The sequence below is a fragment of the Thermocatellispora tengchongensis genome (assembly GCF_014202315.1).
Classification (GTDB): Bacteria; Actinomycetota; Actinomycetes; order Streptosporangiales; family Streptosporangiaceae; genus Thermocatellispora; species Thermocatellispora tengchongensis.
On record NZ_JACHGN010000006.1, the window covers coordinates 278,537 to 294,676 of the forward strand.

The 16,140-nt window shown below is 73.7% G+C and carries 12 protein-coding genes; 1 reads left to right on the top strand and 11 read right to left on the bottom strand.

Annotation, left to right across the window (positions count from 1 at the left end; translation table 11 throughout):
- Nucleotides 1–97: 97 nt before the first annotated feature.
- The 10 genes from HNP84_RS16040 to HNP84_RS16085 form a co-directional block, all read right to left on the bottom strand.
- A complete protein-coding gene (locus HNP84_RS16040) occupies nucleotides 98–2,602 on the bottom strand; it encodes a hypothetical protein (RefSeq protein ID WP_185050505.1) in 2,505 nt (834 codons plus the stop codon).
- A gap of 23 nt (nucleotides 2,603–2,625) precedes the next feature.
- The gene (locus tag HNP84_RS16045) at nucleotides 2,626–3,819 is read right to left on the bottom strand and encodes a hypothetical protein (RefSeq protein WP_185050506.1); all 1,194 of its coding nucleotides are present in this window, start codon (nucleotides 3,817–3,819) and stop codon (nucleotides 2,626–2,628) included.
- 9 nt (nucleotides 3,820–3,828) lie between these two features.
- A complete protein-coding gene (locus HNP84_RS16050; RefSeq protein WP_185050507.1) occupies nucleotides 3,829–4,569 on the bottom strand; it encodes an SDR family NAD(P)-dependent oxidoreductase in 741 nt (246 codons plus the stop codon).
- Nucleotides 4,566–5,384, bottom strand: a complete 819-nt coding sequence (locus HNP84_RS16055; RefSeq protein WP_185050508.1) for an amidohydrolase family protein — start codon at nucleotides 5,382–5,384, stop codon at nucleotides 4,566–4,568. Before HNP84_RS16055 ends, HNP84_RS16050 begins: the two co-directional genes overlap by 4 nt.
- Nucleotides 5,374–6,189, bottom strand: coding sequence for an amidohydrolase family protein (locus HNP84_RS16060; RefSeq protein ID WP_185050509.1), 816 nt, complete (start codon nucleotides 6,187–6,189; stop codon nucleotides 5,374–5,376). The genes HNP84_RS16055 and HNP84_RS16060 overlap by 11 nt, the downstream gene beginning before the upstream one ends.
- A 77-nt stretch (nucleotides 6,190–6,266) precedes the next feature.
- Nucleotides 6,267–7,451, bottom strand: coding sequence for a mandelate racemase/muconate lactonizing enzyme family protein (locus HNP84_RS16065; protein ID WP_185050510.1), 1,185 nt, complete (start codon nucleotides 7,449–7,451; stop codon nucleotides 6,267–6,269).
- Between the two features lie 5 nt (nucleotides 7,452–7,456).
- Entirely contained in the window at nucleotides 7,457–8,314 is an 858-nt protein-coding gene (locus tag HNP84_RS16070) for a carbohydrate ABC transporter permease (RefSeq protein ID WP_185050511.1), read from the bottom strand.
- A complete protein-coding gene (locus HNP84_RS16075) occupies nucleotides 8,311–9,243 on the bottom strand; it encodes a carbohydrate ABC transporter permease (protein ID WP_185050512.1) in 933 nt (310 codons plus the stop codon). Before HNP84_RS16075 ends, HNP84_RS16070 begins: the two co-directional genes overlap by 4 nt.
- Before the next feature lie 8 nt (nucleotides 9,244–9,251).
- On the bottom strand, nucleotides 9,252–10,565 hold the full coding sequence (locus HNP84_RS16080) for an ABC transporter substrate-binding protein (protein ID WP_185050513.1): 1,314 nt from the start codon (nucleotides 10,563–10,565) through the stop codon (nucleotides 9,252–9,254).
- 380 nt (nucleotides 10,566–10,945) lie between these two features.
- Nucleotides 10,946–12,322 carry a transcriptional regulator gene (locus HNP84_RS16085; RefSeq protein ID WP_185050514.1) on the bottom strand — a complete coding sequence of 459 codons (1,377 nt, stop codon included), beginning with the start codon at nucleotides 12,320–12,322 and terminating at the stop codon, nucleotides 10,946–10,948.
- A gap of 278 nt (nucleotides 12,323–12,600) precedes the next feature.
- On the opposite strand from HNP84_RS16085, the gene HNP84_RS16090 reads away from it, so the two are divergent.
- Complete coding sequence (locus HNP84_RS16090) at nucleotides 12,601–13,404, top strand: creatininase family protein (RefSeq protein WP_185050515.1); 804 nt, start codon at nucleotides 12,601–12,603, stop codon at nucleotides 13,402–13,404.
- Between the two features lie 55 nt (nucleotides 13,405–13,459).
- Here the strand turns inward: HNP84_RS16090 and HNP84_RS16095 are convergent, their stop codons facing one another.
- Entirely contained in the window at nucleotides 13,460–16,078 is a 2,619-nt protein-coding gene (locus HNP84_RS16095; RefSeq protein WP_185050516.1) for a CHAT domain-containing protein, read from the bottom strand.
- Between the last annotated feature and the right edge of the window lie 62 nt (nucleotides 16,079–16,140).

Genomic DNA, 16,140 nt, shown 5'->3' on the forward strand with positions numbered 1-16,140 from the left:
CTGTGCTCAGCACTGTGAGCACTGTGCTCAGCACTGTGAGCACTGTGCTCAGCACTGTGAGCACTGCTCAGCACTGTCGGCACTGTGAGCACTGTGCTCAGCGCGTGAAGCGCGCCGTCACCACGGTGTGGCCGTGCCGCCCGGACAGGTCGATCGTGTCGCCGGACACGGGCAGCGGACGGCCGTCCGCCTCGGCGCCGGCCAGGGTGTGGCCGGCCGGGACCCGCAGCCGCAGCTTGACCGCGGCGTCGCGCGCGGCCGACGGCAGCCGTACGTCGGCGGTCACCGCGCCCCGCGACAGGCGTGAGGTCAGCGTGTAGCTCACCTCGCCGTACACGGTGGGCAGGCCGGAGACCGCGACCCGCTCGCCGTCGGCCAGCCAGCCGCGCGGGGTGGCCGAGGCCAGGCGCAGCCCGGTGGGCCTGCCCAGCTCGTCCCCCTCCTCGTGCACCAGCATCTCGCGCAGGTTCTTCAGGTAGGAGGCGTTGTTCGCGCTCAGCGGCGACAGCCAGGTCCCGCGGTGGAACTTGCCGGGGCACGGGTCCAGGTTGGCGCCCTCGCCGATGGTGAAGGTGCCGCGGGTGAAGCCGTGGGCGAGCTGGCCGTAGAACGACAGCACCTGCCGGTCGGCCTGGTCGTTGGCGGCCAGGAACCGGGCGTACTGGTAGCCGTACACCTGGTCCACGCCGGTGCCCTCGTAGCCGGCCAGGCCGTTCGGGTTGCAGTCGCCGATCGCCTGCCCGGTGTAGTTGAACCGGATCATCCCCAGGAACGTGCCGCCGCGGGTGTGCACGTACTTCAGCAGCTTGGCGTTCTCCTCCTCGGTGAAGAAGCCGGACGCGAAGCCGTAGTAGGCCAGCAGGTTCCAGTAGCTGGAGTCACGGCTTTCGGTGATGCTCTGGTAGGGGCGGTCGCCGTTGAGGAGCTGGCGCGGGACGAACAGCGAGCCGTCGGGCAGCTCGGTCGCGGACGCGTCCACCGCCGCGCGCAGCTTGGCGGTGAAGGTCTCGTACGGCCCGGCGTACGCGCTCACCAGGTCGTCGCGGCCCAGGCGCCGGAAGACCTCCACCATGTCCCGCCAGCCCCACCAGGAGACGATCTGGGCGTGCGTCCAGTACCCCGCGTTCCAGTTGTCCTCGCAGCAACGCTGCTTCTCCAGGATGCCGTTGGGGTCGGCGGCGGCCTGCCGCACGTAGTCGTCCAGGTAGCCGCGGAGCCGGTCCAGGTTGCGGGTGACGAACTCCCGGTCGCCGGTGAGCCGGAAGTAGCGGGCCGTGGCCAGCAGCTTGGCGCCCTGCTCCCAGTTGCGGTACATCACCGGGTACGCGGGGCCGCCCTCCTTGGTGAGTTCGAGCAGCGTCTGCAGGTTGCGGCGGTAGTCCTCGGTGAAGCCGAACTCGCCCAGCGTCGCGACCGTGTCCACCATCTCCGGCACGTACTGCTGCTCGTAGAAGTTGCCGATGCTGTAGCGCCAGCCCATGGTGAGGTTCTGGATCAGCAGGTTGCGCAGGGCGTGGGTGGCGTACTCCTCGGGGATGGAGATCCGGGCGCCGCCCGCCAGCTTGCCGCGCCAGTACCGGGCGACCTCCTCGCGCGCGGCGCGGTAGCGGCCGGGGCTGAGCACGGACGCGCCGTTCCCGCGCACCTCGGCGGGGTTGTTGAGCACCGCCAGCGTGACGCTGCGCGGCCCCTTCGACAGGTCCAGGTCGTAGGTCAGGTCGGTCCCGGCGAGGGCGGGCCGCCCGTCGGCCAGCAGGTAGACGGCGTCGTCCGTGCCGACCTTGCTCCCGTCCAGGGTGAGGGACGGGTTCTTCGGATCGCGGACGTGCACCCGGAGCCGGGTGGCGCGGGCGCTCGCGGTACCGGTCGCGGTGATCTTGACGAAGCTGACCAGGGAGCCGGTCTCGCGCACCCGGGCGGCGAAGGACTCCTGGGTGTAGGCGACGCCGGCGGCGTCGCGGTAGTCGGTGCGCAGGATCGGCAGGTAGCCCTCGTGCAGCCGGTGGCCGGCGAGCCGGCCGAGGTCGGAGCCGTATCGCTCCCCGCCGTCCGGGCCGACGAAGAACTGCGCCTGCCAGAAGTTGCCGCACCGGGCCTTGTACGCCTCGGAGTAGTCCTTCGTCCAGGGCGCGGCCTCGCACGGGGTGTGCCAGTCGGCGGTGATCCCGCTGCCGTCGGCGGTGTGCAGGGCGTAGTGATTGGCGGTCGGCTCGGCCGGCGACTGGGTCTCGGCGGTGTCGCCCGGAGGCAGGGTCAGCGGCAGGTAGTGGTAGCCGGTGTCGCTGATGCCGTTGGCCCCGGTGTCGGGCGCGCCGGTGGCCACGCCGCCGGTCGCCACGGGCACCAGGTAGTCCTTGATGTTGTCGAAGGTGGGGCCCTCCGGCTTGGCGATCAGGTGCTCGCCCCACAGGTCGGTGCCGGAGCGCAGCGCCTCGCGCACGCCCTCGACGTAGGCGTCGCTGAGGTTCGGCCAGGTCTGCTCGCCGCCGAGTGGCGGCGGCGGGGCGTCGGCGCGTACCGGGGACACGAGCAGGCTCGCGCCGATCGCGGCTCCGATGACGCCCGCGGCGAGACGCCGGCGGGGTGGTCGGCGGGAAGGCATCGGGGTTCCTCCTTGTGGTGCGTTCAACGGGAGGCGATGGCGCGCGCTTGTCGGATGCGGTCCAGAGCCGCCAGCGGGCTCAGGCCGTAGTGGTAGAGGTCCACGCGATCCACGGACAGATCGCGGGCGACGCCGAGTTTCCGGGCCAGATTCTCGGCGGAGTCGCAGTCGGGGCTCATCGGGCGCAGGGCGACGCCCAGCCGGGCGTCGCCGCCGGCGAGGGCGCGGTAGGCGGTGACCTCCTCACCGACCCGTGCCGGGTCGCGGGCGTAGGGGGTGAGCGTGATCGGGCACAGCGGCGCCAGGGCGGCGGGGTCGGCGCCCAGCAGGCGGGCCGACTCCGCGCCGGGAGGCCCGGCGGGACGCCCGTCCGCCCAGCCGAGCAGCCCGGCGGACAGGTCCAGCAGCCGCGGCGTCACCCCGGCGCGGGCCGCCGCGGCGGCCACCTCGGCGATCAGGGAGGTCACCCGCTCGCAGCGCGCGTCCAGGTACTCGCCCAGCCCGGCCCGCCAGACGTCCCCGGCCGGGCCGCCGCCGGTCAGGCACGCCTCTACGTGCGTCCGGGCCGCGGCCAGCAGGTCGCGTACGGGCACGCCGCGCCCGGCCGCCGCCTCGCGGCAGTGGCGGCAGAAGCACAGGCCGAGCAGGAGCAGGGCCGTGGCGTCCAGCGGCACCGAGCGGCGCTCGTGCCCGTACCCGTGCTCGAACGGCAGCCAGTGCGGGGCCTCGGCGAGCAGGGTGCCGACCGGGTAGCGGCACACGTCCTCGGTGAGGGCCACGGCGTACGCGCGGACCCCCGGGTCGGCGGGGCACAGCACGTGCGGGTACGGGTCGCCGTACAGGTTGCGCACGATCCCGGGCCGGTCGGGCGCGTGCCCGTCGTCGTGCAGGTACACCACCCAGGCGTCCACGGCCACCCCGTACTCGCCGGCCCGCTCGCACACCTCGCCGAGCAGGTCCCGGCCCATGGCGAACGCGCTCGGCCGAGGGCGCAGCGCCGGGTCGGGGTAGCGGCCCGGCTCGGGCGCGAAGCACACGCCCGCCCCGCCGGTCGCCACCCGGCGCAGCGGGTTGTGCGGCAGCAGGTCGCGGGCGTTGTGGTAGGCGGCGGCGGGCGCGATCCGCTCGACGCCGGCGCGCTCGCGCACGTTCGCCAGGACCGTGCCGACGCCCTCGCCGGCCAGGTCCAGGGCGCCGCAGAAGATCGAGACCTCCACCGCCGCCCCCTACATGCCCACGGTGAGGCCGCCGTCCACGACCAGCGCGTGCCCGGTGACGTAGGAGGCGTCGTCGCCGGCGAGGAACGCCACCGCCGCGGCGATCTCCTCCGGGGCGGCGAAGCGGCGCAGCGGGATGCGCCCGGTGAACCGTTCCCGGTCGGCCTCGCCCCAGCCGCCCTCCTCCCAGATCTCGGTCCAGGTGGAGCCGGGGCAGACCGCGTTGACCCGCACCCCGTACGGCGCGTACTCCAGGGCCAGGGTCTGCGTGGCCGACACCAGGGCCGCCTTGGAGGCGTTGTAGTGCAGCATGTCCGGCTGGCCGCGCAGGGCGTTGACCGAGGCCACGTTCACGATCGAGCCGCGCCCGGCCGCGCACATGCCCCGCCCGGCCTCGCGGGCGAGGAAGACGGCGGCCTCCAGGTTGACCCGCAGCACCCGCTCCAGCTCCGCCGGGGTCAGCTCCTCCAGCGGGATGCGCGGCGCCACGGCGGCGTTGTTCACCAGCACGTCGTACGGGGCGGAGCGCGCGGCCAGCCAGGCGGCCATGGCCTCGTGGTCGGCGACGTCGGCCACCAGCGGCTCCACCTCGCCGTGGGCGGCCAGGCCGGCGACCGCGGCCTCCAGCGGGCCGGCCTGCACGTCGCAGGCGGTCACCCGCATGCCGCCCGCCGCGAGCCGGGCCGCTATCGCGCGGCCGATGCCGCGGGCGGCCCCGGTGACCAGCGCGGTGCGCACCGGCGCGGTCATGCCCGCCTCCCGATCGCCGGCGCGGGCTCCAGCGGCCCGAACAGGGCCGCCGCGTTGGCTCCCAGCACCCGCTCCTTGGCCGCCCGGTCCACCCGGGCGTACACGCAGCCGCCGAACTGGAGCGGGGCGTTCATGAACGGCATGTCGCTGCCGTACAGCAGGCGCTCCGCGCCCAGCTCGGCCACCAGGAACTCCACCACGCCGTCCCAGGACAGCGGGCCGGTGAGGTCGAGATGGATGTTGGGCCGCTCGCCGACCACGTCCACCACCCGGTCCAGGCCGTAGTCCAGCCCGGCGTGCCCGAGCAGCAGCGGGACCGTGGGGTACTCGTCGGCCAGGGCGGCGAACACCCCGAGCGGGTCGCCGCCGAAGTAGCTGTGCGACAGCACCGGCACGCGGCGCTCGGCGGCGAACTCCCACACCGGCCGGTAGGCGGGGCCGTCCAGCGGGTAGTCGCCGTGCAGCTCCGGGTGGAGCTTGATGCCCCGGAACGCCGGGTCGGCGAAGCAGCGCTCCAGCTCGCCGCGGACCTCGGCGGCGTAGTTGGGGTTGACGCAGCAGTAGCCGAGCACCCGGCCGGGGTGCCGCCGCGCGGCCTCGGCCACCTGGTCGTTGCCGAAGCGGTAGTCGGCGTAGATGCCCGCGTGCGCGGCCACCACGGCCACGTCCACCCCGAGCAGGTCCATCACCTCGACCATGGCGTCGATGTCATGGCCGGGGATGTGGAAGTTGCGGAAGGCGCCCAGGTGGCAGTGGACGTCCACCACCAGCGGCCAGCGCGCGTCCCCCTCCACCGGCGGGGTCTCAGCCGGCATACGCGATCTCCTCCTTCACGGTCACGGCGGCGAGCAGCCCGGCCAGGGTGCCCGAGGCGATCAGCTCCCGGTCGGCGGCGGGCAGGCCGGCGCCGTCGAGCTGCATCCGGGCCCCGCCCATCGAGCGCAGCGGGTAGCCCGAGCCGAAGACCACCCGGTGGGCGCCGAACCGCGAGCACAGATCCTCCAGGCCGCGGTGCACGTTGAAGCCCGCCGACTGGACGTACAGGTTGCCGAACCGCTTCAGCAGCGGGTACAGCGTGCGGTTGTTGCGGCCCTGGACGTCCATGAGGATCACCGGCAGCCCGGGGTGACCCTCGGCCAGGTCGTGGACCTCCCGCCACGGCGGCTCGCCGCGGCGGAACAGGGTGAAGTCGACCGCGAGCGGCATCCGCACCCGCTCCAGCGCCGCGAGCAGCTCGCCGGAGCACCACGGAGCCAGCGAGAACCGGTGCCCGGCCATCTCCGACGACGGGAAGATCCTGGCCATCCGCACCCCGGCCGCCAGCAGCCCGGCCACCAGCTCCTCCGGTTCGGGCACCTCCCCGGTGTGCGGCGGCAGCACCACCCCGACCGGGCGCAGTCGCTCCCGCACGCCCTCCGGCGCCCGCCCCAGCTCGCTCAGGAGCAGTTCGTTGCCGGTCTGCGGGGCGTACTCGTGGGCGAGCACGTGGTAGACGGCCGCCTCGTGAATCCCGACCCTGTCCATCTCCGCGGCCAGTTCCCCGGGCGACACCGCCCGGGTGAGGTACGGCCGGTGGCCCGACGGGCGGCCGATGAATGTGTTGCAGTCGAGATAGCGCAAAGAAGATCCTCGCTTCCAGAACAGGTGGTCGTCCCGGCTCCGGGAGGCCGGGCCGGCGAGCGGGTGCGGAGCCGGGGTCAGGGCGCGGGCGCCGCCGGGCGGGCCGTCCGCCGGTCGGCGGCCTCGCTCCGGTACGCCCCCCGCACGCCGCGTCCCGGGGTGTCGGTGCGGTACTCCGCCAGGGCGTCGTGGTCGAGTTCGACGCCCAGGCCCGGACCGGTGGGCGGGAGCAGGAAGCCGTCGCGCACCTCCAGGCCGGTGCGTACGACGTCGCCGGCGTGGTACAGGTGCCCGGCCACGTCGCTGGGCTGGTCGAGCCGGGGCGAGCTGAAGGCCACGTGCGCGGCGGCGGCGGTGCCGATGCCCAGCTCCGGCATGCTGCCGACGGCCACCCCGGCCCCGGCCGCCGCGCACATGTCGGCGATCCGCCTGGCCTGGACCGGGCCGCCGGCCTCCGGGACGTACACGTTGACGATGTCGGCGGCGCCCGCCCGCAGCACCCGCCAGGCGTCCGCGGCCGACCACACGCTCTCGTCGGCCATGATCGGCAAGCCGGACGCGGCGCGCAGCTCGGCCATGCCGTCCACGTCGTCGGCGGGCAGCGGCTGCTCGACGGACAGCACGCCGTACGGCTCCAGCCGCCGCACCAGCCGCAGCGCCTCCTTGGCCGGCCGGCACGCCATGTTGAGGTCCACGCGGATTCCGAGACCGTCGCCGAACTCGGCGCGCAGCCGGGCCACGGCCTCCACCAGCCGCTCGTGGTCGCCGCCGCCCTTCACCTTCAGTGTGGTGAACCCCTCGCCCACCAGCCGCCTGGCCCGGTCCAGCACCTCTTCGACGGGCGCGATGGGCAGCGACATGGACAGCGGCACGCGCTCGCGCGCCCGGCCGCCCAGCAGGTCGTAGACGGGCCGGCCGGCCGCCTTGCCCGCCAGGTCCAGCATGGCGGTCTCCACCGCGGCCACCGCGGCCAGGGAGTGCCTGCCGAAGGCGAGCAGCCGGGCCGCCGTCTCCTGGAAGCGGGTCGTGCCGAACGGGTCGGCGCCGACCACGGCGGGGGCCAGCAGCCCGTTGACCGTGTCGCACAGCGACGCCCCCGAGCCGTGCCAGATGAGCGAGATCTCGCCCAGGCCGATCGTGCCGTCGTCGGCCTCGGCGATGACGATCCCGTAGTCGGAGGTCGCCTGCACGCCCAGCGCCGAGGTGAACGGCTCGTGCAGCGGCACCGACACCGGCACGGCCTCAAGCCGCGCGATCCTCATGTGACTCACCCCTTGGCCGATCCGGCCAGCACGTCGGAGAAGAAGTAGCGTTGGAGCACCAGGAAGATGACCACCACCGGCAGCGAGGCGATCACGGCGATGGCCGCGATGTGGTGCCAGTTGGAGGTCAGCGTGGACATGAAGTACTGCAGGCCGACCGAGATGGTGAACCTGGTGTGGTCCCGCATGATCACCAGCGGCCACAGGAAGTCGCTCCACGTCAGGGTGAAGACGAGGATCGCCGAGGTCGCCAGCGGGGCCTTGACCAGGGGCAGCATCACCCGGAACAGCAGCCGCGGCGGCGAGCAGCCGTCGATGACCGCCGCCTCCTCCAGTTCGTCGGGCAGCCCGCCGAACGCCTCCCGCAGGATGTAGACCGACAGCCACAGGTTCAGCGCGGCCGTGGGCACGATGATGCCCAGCAGGTTGTCGGTGAGGCCCATCTCCTTGGTGGCCACGAACAGCGGCAGCATGATCGCCGGGAACGGGACGACCATCGTGCCGAGCCCCAGCAGGAACAGCAGCCGCCGCCCCTTGAAGCGGAACCGGCCCAGCGCGAAGCCCAGCAGCGCCGCCGCGGAGACGTTCAGCAGCACCGTGCCGGCCGAGACGATCAGGCTGTTGGCGAAGTACTGCTGGACGTCGGCCTGGTTCCACACGTAGGCGTAGTTGTCCAGGGTCGGATCGGCCGGGATGATCTCCGGCGGCACCGAGAAGACGTCGCCGCGGTCCTTGACCGAGGTCGAGACCAGCCAGAGCAGCGGACCCACCGCGAGCAGCGCGGCGGCGCCCAGGATGACCACGATCACCGCACGGCTCACCGGGCCGAACGCGGCCCGCCCGGTGCCGGCCGGCGCGCTCATCGCCGCCTCCCGGCCAGGCGCAGGCCCAGCATGACCAGGCCCAGGACGAGCGCCAGCAGGACCACCGCCATGGCGCTGCCGTAGCCGAACTTGAAGTACGAGAAGGCCGTCTCCCAGATGTGGTAGGCCGTGTTCTTGCTGGCGTTCACCGGACCGCCCCCGGTCAGCACGTAGATCTCGTCGAAGGTGCGCATCGCGGCGACGAAGGCGATCACCGAGCTGAGCACGATCGAGCCCCGCAGTTGCGGCACCACCACGCTGAAGAACGTGCGCACGTGGCCGGCGCCGTCGATGGAGGCGGCCTCGAAGAGCTCGCCGGGCGTGGTCGCCAGCCCGGCCAGGTAGATCAGCAGGTAGATGCCGAAGGCCCGCCACACGATGACCCCGATCACCGACCAGATCGCCCAGCCCGGGTCCGACAGCCACGAGATCGGCTCGTCGATCAGGCCCAGCGCCGTCAGGCCGTGGTTGAGCAGGCCGTTGTCGTCCAGCATCCACTTCCAGGCCACCGACGAGACGATGATCGGCACGACCACGGGCAGGTAGAGGACCGTGCGGAAGAACCGCCGGAACGGGATGCCGCGATGGATCCAGTACGCCACCGGCAGCGGCAGGCAGACCAGCAGCACGGTGACCGCCACCGTGATGACGCCGGAGTTGAGCAGGGTGCGGTGGAACACCGAGTCCGACACCAGCGCCTGGTACTGCCGCGTCCCCACCCACGAGGCGGGGGTCAGGCCGTTGAAGTCGGTGAAGCTGAACAGCAGCGTGTTCAGCGCCGGGTAGAGGACGAAACCGCCGATCAGTCCCACGGCGGGGACGGCCAGCAGCCATCCCCACCGCGTGTCCCTGACCTCGCGCCACGCCCGGCCGGCGGCCCGCACCGGGGCCGGCTCGGCGCGGCGCGCCTGGGCCATCGAACCGCTCACCGAACCGCTCACTGGCCCGCCGACAGGATGCGGTTCCACTCCCGCGCCGCGTCGTCCAGGGCCGCCTTGGCCGTCTTACGGCCCAGCAGCGCCGCCTGGAACTCCGTGCGCAGCGCCGTGAACAGCTCGGCCACCGCGGGGTGCTTGGGCCAGTAGAACTTCACCTCCTGCTCCACCAGGACCTTGGTCTCGGGGGAGGACTGGAAGTAGGGGTCCTTGGCGGTCGCGGTGAGCGCCGGCAGCACCGGCGCCTGCTTGGCCAGCTCCAGCGTGGTGGTGCTGAAGTAGCGGGCGAAGTCCAGCGCCTGCTTGGGGTTCTTGCTGGCCCGGGGGATGGCGAACTGCTGCAGGAAGCCGTTCGCCGCGCCCCCGGCGCCCTCGGGGTGGGCGGCGACCCGGAACTTCTCGAAGGTCTCCGGCTCGGTGTTGTCCTCCAGCCAGCGCAGGATCCACGGGCCGAGGAACACCATCGCGGTCTTCTCCTGCGCCAGGACCTTGGCCCCGTCCATGACGCCGCCGTTCACCGAGGTGCGCTCGATCCAGCCGTCCTTGACGCCCGCGGCGTACTGCTCCAGGTGGGCCACGGCCTCGGGGGTGGCGAAGGCCGCGGTCTTGCCGTCCGGGCTCAGCAGGGGCGCGCCCGCCTGGCCGGCCAGGATGTCGGAGGGGTTGCCGGCGTCGTTGAAGTCGTCGAGGGTCTGCACGAAGCCCGACACCCCGGTCTCGGCGTGGATCCGCTTGGCCGCGGCGAAGACCTCGTCCCAGTCGGCCGGGGGCTTGTCGGGGTCGAGCCCGGCCTCGCGGAACAGCTCGGTGTTGTAGATGAGCGCCGAGACGCTGCCGTAGAAGGGGATCGCGTACGCCTTGCCGCCGATCACGCCGGCGTCCCACAGGCCCGGGGTGTACTCGGCCGCGACGGCGGCGGGGTCGGGGGCGAGCTCGTCGATGGGGTAGATCGTGTTGGTGGCGGCGAACTTCGGCAGGATGAACGGCGTCATGTTGACGACGTCCGGCGTGGCGCCGCCGCTGATCGCGGCCAGGAGCTTGCTCTGGGTCTGCTCGAAGTCCGGGATGTCCACCCACTTGACGGTGACGCCGGGGTGGTCCTGCTCGTAGCGGCGGATGGCTCCCTCGATGTAGGGCGTGTAGCCCTCCTTGAGATTGATCGTCCAGAACTCCAGGGAGACCGGGCCGGAACCGCCTGCGGAGTCCGGCCCGCCGCCCGTGCCGCCGAAGACCCCACATGCGCTGACCAGGCCGGCCACCAGGGCGAGGGCGCCCCCGGTGAGAAGACGCCGCCGCGTCGGCTGGATCGGGTCCACGCTCTGCTCCTTTCTTCCCGAACCCCTTCACGGACGCCGGCGGATTTACCACCATGTTCGTAAATGGTTCGTTTAATGGCCGCAAGTGTGCAGGCCCGGCGCCGAGTCCGTCAAGACCCGCCCGAGCGGGGGCCGGAGCCGGAGCAGGCAGGGCCAGGGGCCGGAGGAGGCGAGGGCTGGAGGAGGCGGGGCCGGAGCCGGAGCAGGGCGGCGGCTGGGAGCCCGCGCGGGCGGGTGGGCGGCCGGAGCTGATGCGGGCGGGCGGGGTGGCCGGGGCGGACGGGTGGCCGGGGCCGGTGCTGGAGCAGGGCGTGGGCCGGAGCCGGAGCGGGCGGGTGGGGTCGGAGTCGGTGCCGGAGGGGATGGGGCTGGGAGTGTGGTCAGGCGGTGCGGCCGACGTCGGGGCGCAGGTGGCGGTTGATGTCCAGCCGGTACAGGCTCTTGGGGCGGCCCCGTTTGCCGGGCTGGGCGAGGCCCGCCGGGAACGCGAGCCCGCTGTCGCGCAGGAACCGGATGATGCGCCGGCCGCTGGGGGCGCTCACCCGCAGCGCCTGCCCGATCTCCTCGGCGCTGGCCGCAGCGCCGTCCAGGCGGCGCTCCAGGTCGGCGAGGCGGGAGAGCGTGGCCACGCCCAGCCCCACGCGCTTGGCCAGCTCCCGCAGCCCGCCGTCGTCGGTGCGGTCGTCGGCCTTGTACGTGTAGCGCAGCGGGGTGCCGGACGCCCCCATCGGCCCGATGACCAGGCCGTCCTCGCTCATCAGGTAGCCCGCGTCGCCCCCCTCGGCCATCGCCCTGCGCACCGCCATCTCGGCGTGCCGCACCGAGTCCCTGGCCGACTCGCCGAGCCCGAAGCCCACGGCCATGCGCGCGCCGAGCCGGGTCCGGGCCTCCTCGACCAGCGGGACCGTCGTCCACGACTTGGTGATCTCCTCAAGCAGCCCTTTGTGCGCGAAGACCAGCACCGACAGGTCGCCCCGGGCCTCCACCCAGGCTTCGGCGAACTCGGGCGCGTCGAAGAACATCCGCAGCGTGTTGACCCGCCCGACCTCGGCCTCGTACAGGCCGGGCTCGTCCAGCAGGCGGTAGATCGCGGTGGCGAAGCGCAGGTTGGAGTGCCGGGCCGAGACCGCGCGCAGCACCACCTCGTTCATGGCCGAGCGGATCGAGGCCACCACGGGCACCGACCGCAGCACCGGGATGTCCAGGCTCTCCAGCAGCCGCGCGTAGACCCGGCTGCGGCCGGTCACGGCGTAGTGGGTCCGGTGGCGCCGCCGCGCCTGCAGATGGAACCGGACGATCTCCTCGACGTCCTGGCCCGGGTCGTACGGCAGCACCTGGAGCGCCCGGATCGGGAGGCCGAGCTCCCGCGCGAGCTCCTCCACGACCTGCTCGTCGAAGGTGTCCACGCTCGCCGGGGCCGGCGGGAGCCCCTGCTCCCGGGCGCGCAGCAGGGCCAGGGCCAGATCGATGGGGCCCTGACGGGCCACCGCGACCGGTACGCCCTCGGGCAGCAGGTCGCGGCACCGGTCCAGCGGCATCGGGCCGGCGAAGAACAGCGCGTCGGCGTCCTGCAGCGTCTCGCGCACCGCCGGACGTATCCCGCCCTCGTCCTCGTAGCGCACCCACTGGGCGTCCACGCCCTCCAGGTGGGCCAGCGCCGCCTCGAACACGCTCTCGCTGGTCACGGGGACGACGATGCCGAGCCGGATTCTGGTCAGCGATCCGGGCTGCTGGGGGATGGGCTGCTTGTCAGGCACGTTAACAAAATAGTTCGTAAGCCGCACCGGACGGGGCGGATCGGAGGTCTCCGCCGCCCCCGTCCTGGATCGGACCGCTGGATACAGGGGGTTTCGGGTGCCCTGAAACCCGTTCGTAACCGGTGCGGAATCCGGCCGCGACCGGCCTGACGCCGCCGCTCCTGGCTCTCGTCGTCCCCGTCATGCCATCCTCCCCTTGCGTTCTTTACGTAAATAGATCGTAATATGGGTGGGCCGGTCGGCCCCTCCCCGCCTCCGTCTCGCCAAGGGAGCCAGCATTGCGGTCACACGTCCTGGGCGACCTCACCAGCGCCGAGCTCACCGGGCTGCCGCCGGGCGCCACCCTGGTCATCCCGGTGGGCGCCACCGAGCAGCACGGACCCCGGCTCCCGGTGCGCACCGACGCCGTCGTCAGCGAGCAGGTGGCCCTGCGCGCCGCCGCCGAGGCCGGGCCGGGCGTGCTCGTCGCCCCCGTGCTCGCCTACGGTTCCTCCCACCACCACCTGCCGTACCCGGGCACCCTGTCGCTGCGCGGGCGTACGCTGCTCGCGGTGCTCGCCGACCTGATCGACAGCGCCGCGCGCACCGGCTTCCACAGGATCGTCGTCTTCAACGGGCACGGCGGCAACGACGACCTGATCCGCCAGGCCGCCCGTGACGCCGTGCTGGACCACGAGATCACGGTCGCCGCGGCCTCGTACTGGACCCTGGGCGGGGAACGGCTGGCCGAGCTGGCCCGCGCCGCCGGCATCCACCACGTCCCCGGCCACGCCGGGGCGTTCGAGGCCGCGCTGCTGCTGGGCCTCGGCATCGAGCCCGTCGGCTCGCCCCCCTGGCCTCAGTCGCCCCAGGGGCCTCAGTCGCCCCACTCGCCCGGCTCGTCCGGCTCGTCCGCGCCGCCTGCCGATCCGCCGCCCCCGGTCGAGCGTGCCTTCGTGGCCGAACACGGCTGGGTCGCCCGCATCGACGGCACCACTGACCCCGTCGCCCCGGCCACCCCCGAAGCCGGGCGGCGGCTGCTCGACCACCTCGTCCACGAGTTCGCCGCCTTCCTCACCGCCTTCTCCGCCCGCCCCGCCTGACCTCCCCTCGGTCACGCCGCGCTCCTGGCCGCGGGTCCGTGGACCGCGTTGCGCCTCACTCGGCGTTGCCGATGAGGACGAACGGGGCCCAGTGGTAGATCGAGGGCCACCGCTCGCGGGTCTCCAGCATCGCCGCGCGCAGGGCCTCGGCCTTCGTCCCGGTGGGCAGGTGCCGGTAGAAGGCGGTGATCAGGTGGGCGGTGGAGTGGTCCGGCACCCGCCACAGGCTGGCCAGCACGGTCGCGGCTCCGGCGTAGAGGAAGCCGCGTACCAGGCCCACCGTGTCGTCGCCCGGATGGTCGCGGCTGACGCCGGTCTCGCAGCCGCTCAGGGCGACCAGGCGGGCCGTGACGGACCCCAGCGCGGCCACCTCACGCGAGGTCAGGACGCCGTCGGCGGCCACCAGGCCGGAGCTCATGGGGTCGTCGGCGACGAACCTGGCGTGTCCGGCGAAGTGCACGATCCCGGTACGCCGCAGCGCGCCGGTGAGGGCGTCGCGGGTGACCTCGCCGCGCAGGACCGGGCGGGCGGCCAGGAAGCCGGCGATCCGCTTCGCCTCGGCACGGGCGAACGGGAGGTCGCCGCCCGGGTCGCCGAACACGGCCGCCCCCTGGCCGTCCGCCGTCCTGCGCAGGGTCTCGCGCAGGACGGACGCGCTGGGCGCGTAGCCGACGGGGTGACGCTCGACGAGCGGGCGCCCCTCGATGTCGAGCGCGTGGAGGGGGAGGTAGTGCAGCAGCCCGTGCGGGATGAGGGTCACCGGCTCGCCGGGCTCGGCCCACCGGGCGATCGGGGCGACGAGGGGGTCGAGCGCGTGCCACCGGGCGGGGTCGAGGTCGCCTACCCGTCCGGTGGCGCCGAAGCCGGCCGTGGCGATGCCGCGTAAGACCGCGCGTGTGAGCGGCACGGAGACGGCCATGGCCGGACGGTCGCGGCGCACCCCGATCAGCACGACCTGGTCCTCGGCGGTGAAGTACTCCACCAGCAGGCCCGGCGTCAGCTCACGCGCCTCGCCGAAGGCGATCGGGCGGGCGTCGTCGCCGGCGAAGTGGTCGAGCATCGCGCGCGCCTTGCCGCGTTCGGCGTAGTCGAACGCGGTCGCCGGGTCGCCCTGCGCGACCTGGATGACCACCATGCGCTCGTACGCCTCGACCCGGCTGTCGTGCCCGAGGAACGTCAGCCGGTCGGTCTCCGCGGCCAGACCGGCACGGCCGCTCTCGGTCAGCGCGATGGCCCGGTCCAGATGGGCGATGGCGGCCTGCGGATCGTCCCGTTCCGCGGCCCTGCCCGCGTAGGTGTGCGTGATGCGCTGCGCGGCCTCGCCGCCGCGCCGGGTGGCCCACTCCACGGCCGCCTCGAAGGCCCGGCGGGCCGCGGGGAGGTCGTGCTCGTCCTGGCTCGCCAGGCCGTCCATGAACATCAGGGTCACGTAGAAGGGGCTGCCGGGGTCGATCCGGTCGCGCACCCCGTCCAGAATCCGCCGTGCCCGGGCGCGATCCCCCTGGGTCCACACGGCGTACGCCAGGCGGACGGTCAGCATGACCCGCAGGCGCCCGCCGTCGGCCTCCCCGGCGGAGCCGTCGTGCGTGAGGGTCCGCACCCGGCCGTCGCCGAGCAGGGCCAGCGCCTCCTCGCAGAGTGCGGCGGCCTCGCCGGGCCGGCCGAGCCGGATGAGGGCCGCCGCCGCGTCCTGCAACCGCATGGCCATCCTGGCCTGGTCGCGGTGGCGGCCGGCGACCTCGTACGACTCCAGGTAGAGGGCGAGCATCTCCTCGTGGTCCATCCTGATCTGGCCCGCCACGGCCGCCTTCGCCGACAGCAGATCGGCGTGCAGGATGTCCGGCTCGCCCGCTTCGAGCGCGGCGTCGATCACGGCCAGAGCGGTGTCGAGGTCACCGAGGTCCATCCGCGCCTGGGCCTCCGTCAGCGCCACGACCCGGCTCATGCGCGCGGCGTAGGGGCCGGTCTCTCCGGCGAGCGCCGCCCTCGCCCGCCCGAGGTGGTCCAGCGCCTGCTCGTTCCGCCCGCCCATGCGGCTGCTCGTCGCCGCGTTGTGCAGATGGACCGCCTCCAGGATCGCCAGACCGCGCCGCCGGCAGATCCGCGCCGCCCACGACCGCAGCGCCACCGAGACGCGCGTGTCGCGCGCGGCCAGGAACCACGACCCGGCCTCGTCCAGCGTCCGGGCGCGCCGGGCGCCCGGCAGCAGGAGCGCGAGCAGGACCGCGAGCGTCCCCATGGCCCGCATCACCGGGACGGAGGCGTTCAGTCCCAGCCGGCGCGTCAGGGTCAGCAGGGGGATGTGCAGGAGGACGACGGCGGCGACCGCGGCCACCGCGGGCGCCGCGAGCGCGAGCTCCCCGACGACCGCCGCCGCGATCACCACCTCCACCGCCAGCCGCAGCCCGGCCAGCACCCCCACGAGCGCCATGACCCCAGGGCCCCCGGGAAGCTCATCGGGCAGCGCGAACGCGGCCACGGTGACCGGCACCGCCGTCAGGTACGGCGACACCGACCAGATCCCCCGCTGCTGCCGCCGCAGCACGTGCACCTGCGCGGCGAGACGCAACGCGAGACCCACCACCACGACCTGCGCCAGGACACCGGGCCCGGCGACGACCCAGACGAGGACTCCAGCCGCCGCCATCAGCAGCGGTGCGATCCAGCGCGCCATGCCTCGGATTCAACCACCCACGCCCCCGGCGCGCGCCGCCCATGCACTACCGGTGAGCGACG

What these genes read in the sequence shown, in the direction of transcription:
- HNP84_RS16040 (WP_185050505.1), bottom strand. Translation starts at nt 2,602, where the DNA reads ATGCCTTCCCGCCGACCACCCCGCCGGCGTCTCGCCGCGGGCGTCATC.
- HNP84_RS16050 (WP_185050507.1), bottom strand. Translation starts at nt 4,569, where the DNA reads ATGACCGCGCCGGTGCGCACCGCGCTGGTCACCGGGGCCGCCCGCGGC.
- HNP84_RS16055 (WP_185050508.1), bottom strand. Translation starts at nt 5,384, where the DNA reads ATGCCGGCTGAGACCCCGCCGGTGGAGGGGGACGCGCGCTGGCCGCTG.
- HNP84_RS16065 (WP_185050510.1), bottom strand. Translation starts at nt 7,451, where the DNA reads ATGAGGATCGCGCGGCTTGAGGCCGTGCCGGTGTCGGTGCCGCTGCAC.
- HNP84_RS16070 (WP_185050511.1), bottom strand. Translation starts at nt 8,314, where the DNA reads ATGAGCGCGCCGGCCGGCACCGGGCGGGCCGCGTTCGGCCCGGTGAGC.
- HNP84_RS16095 (WP_185050516.1), bottom strand. Translation starts at nt 16,078, where the DNA reads ATGGCGCGCTGGATCGCACCGCTGCTGATGGCGGCGGCTGGAGTCCTC.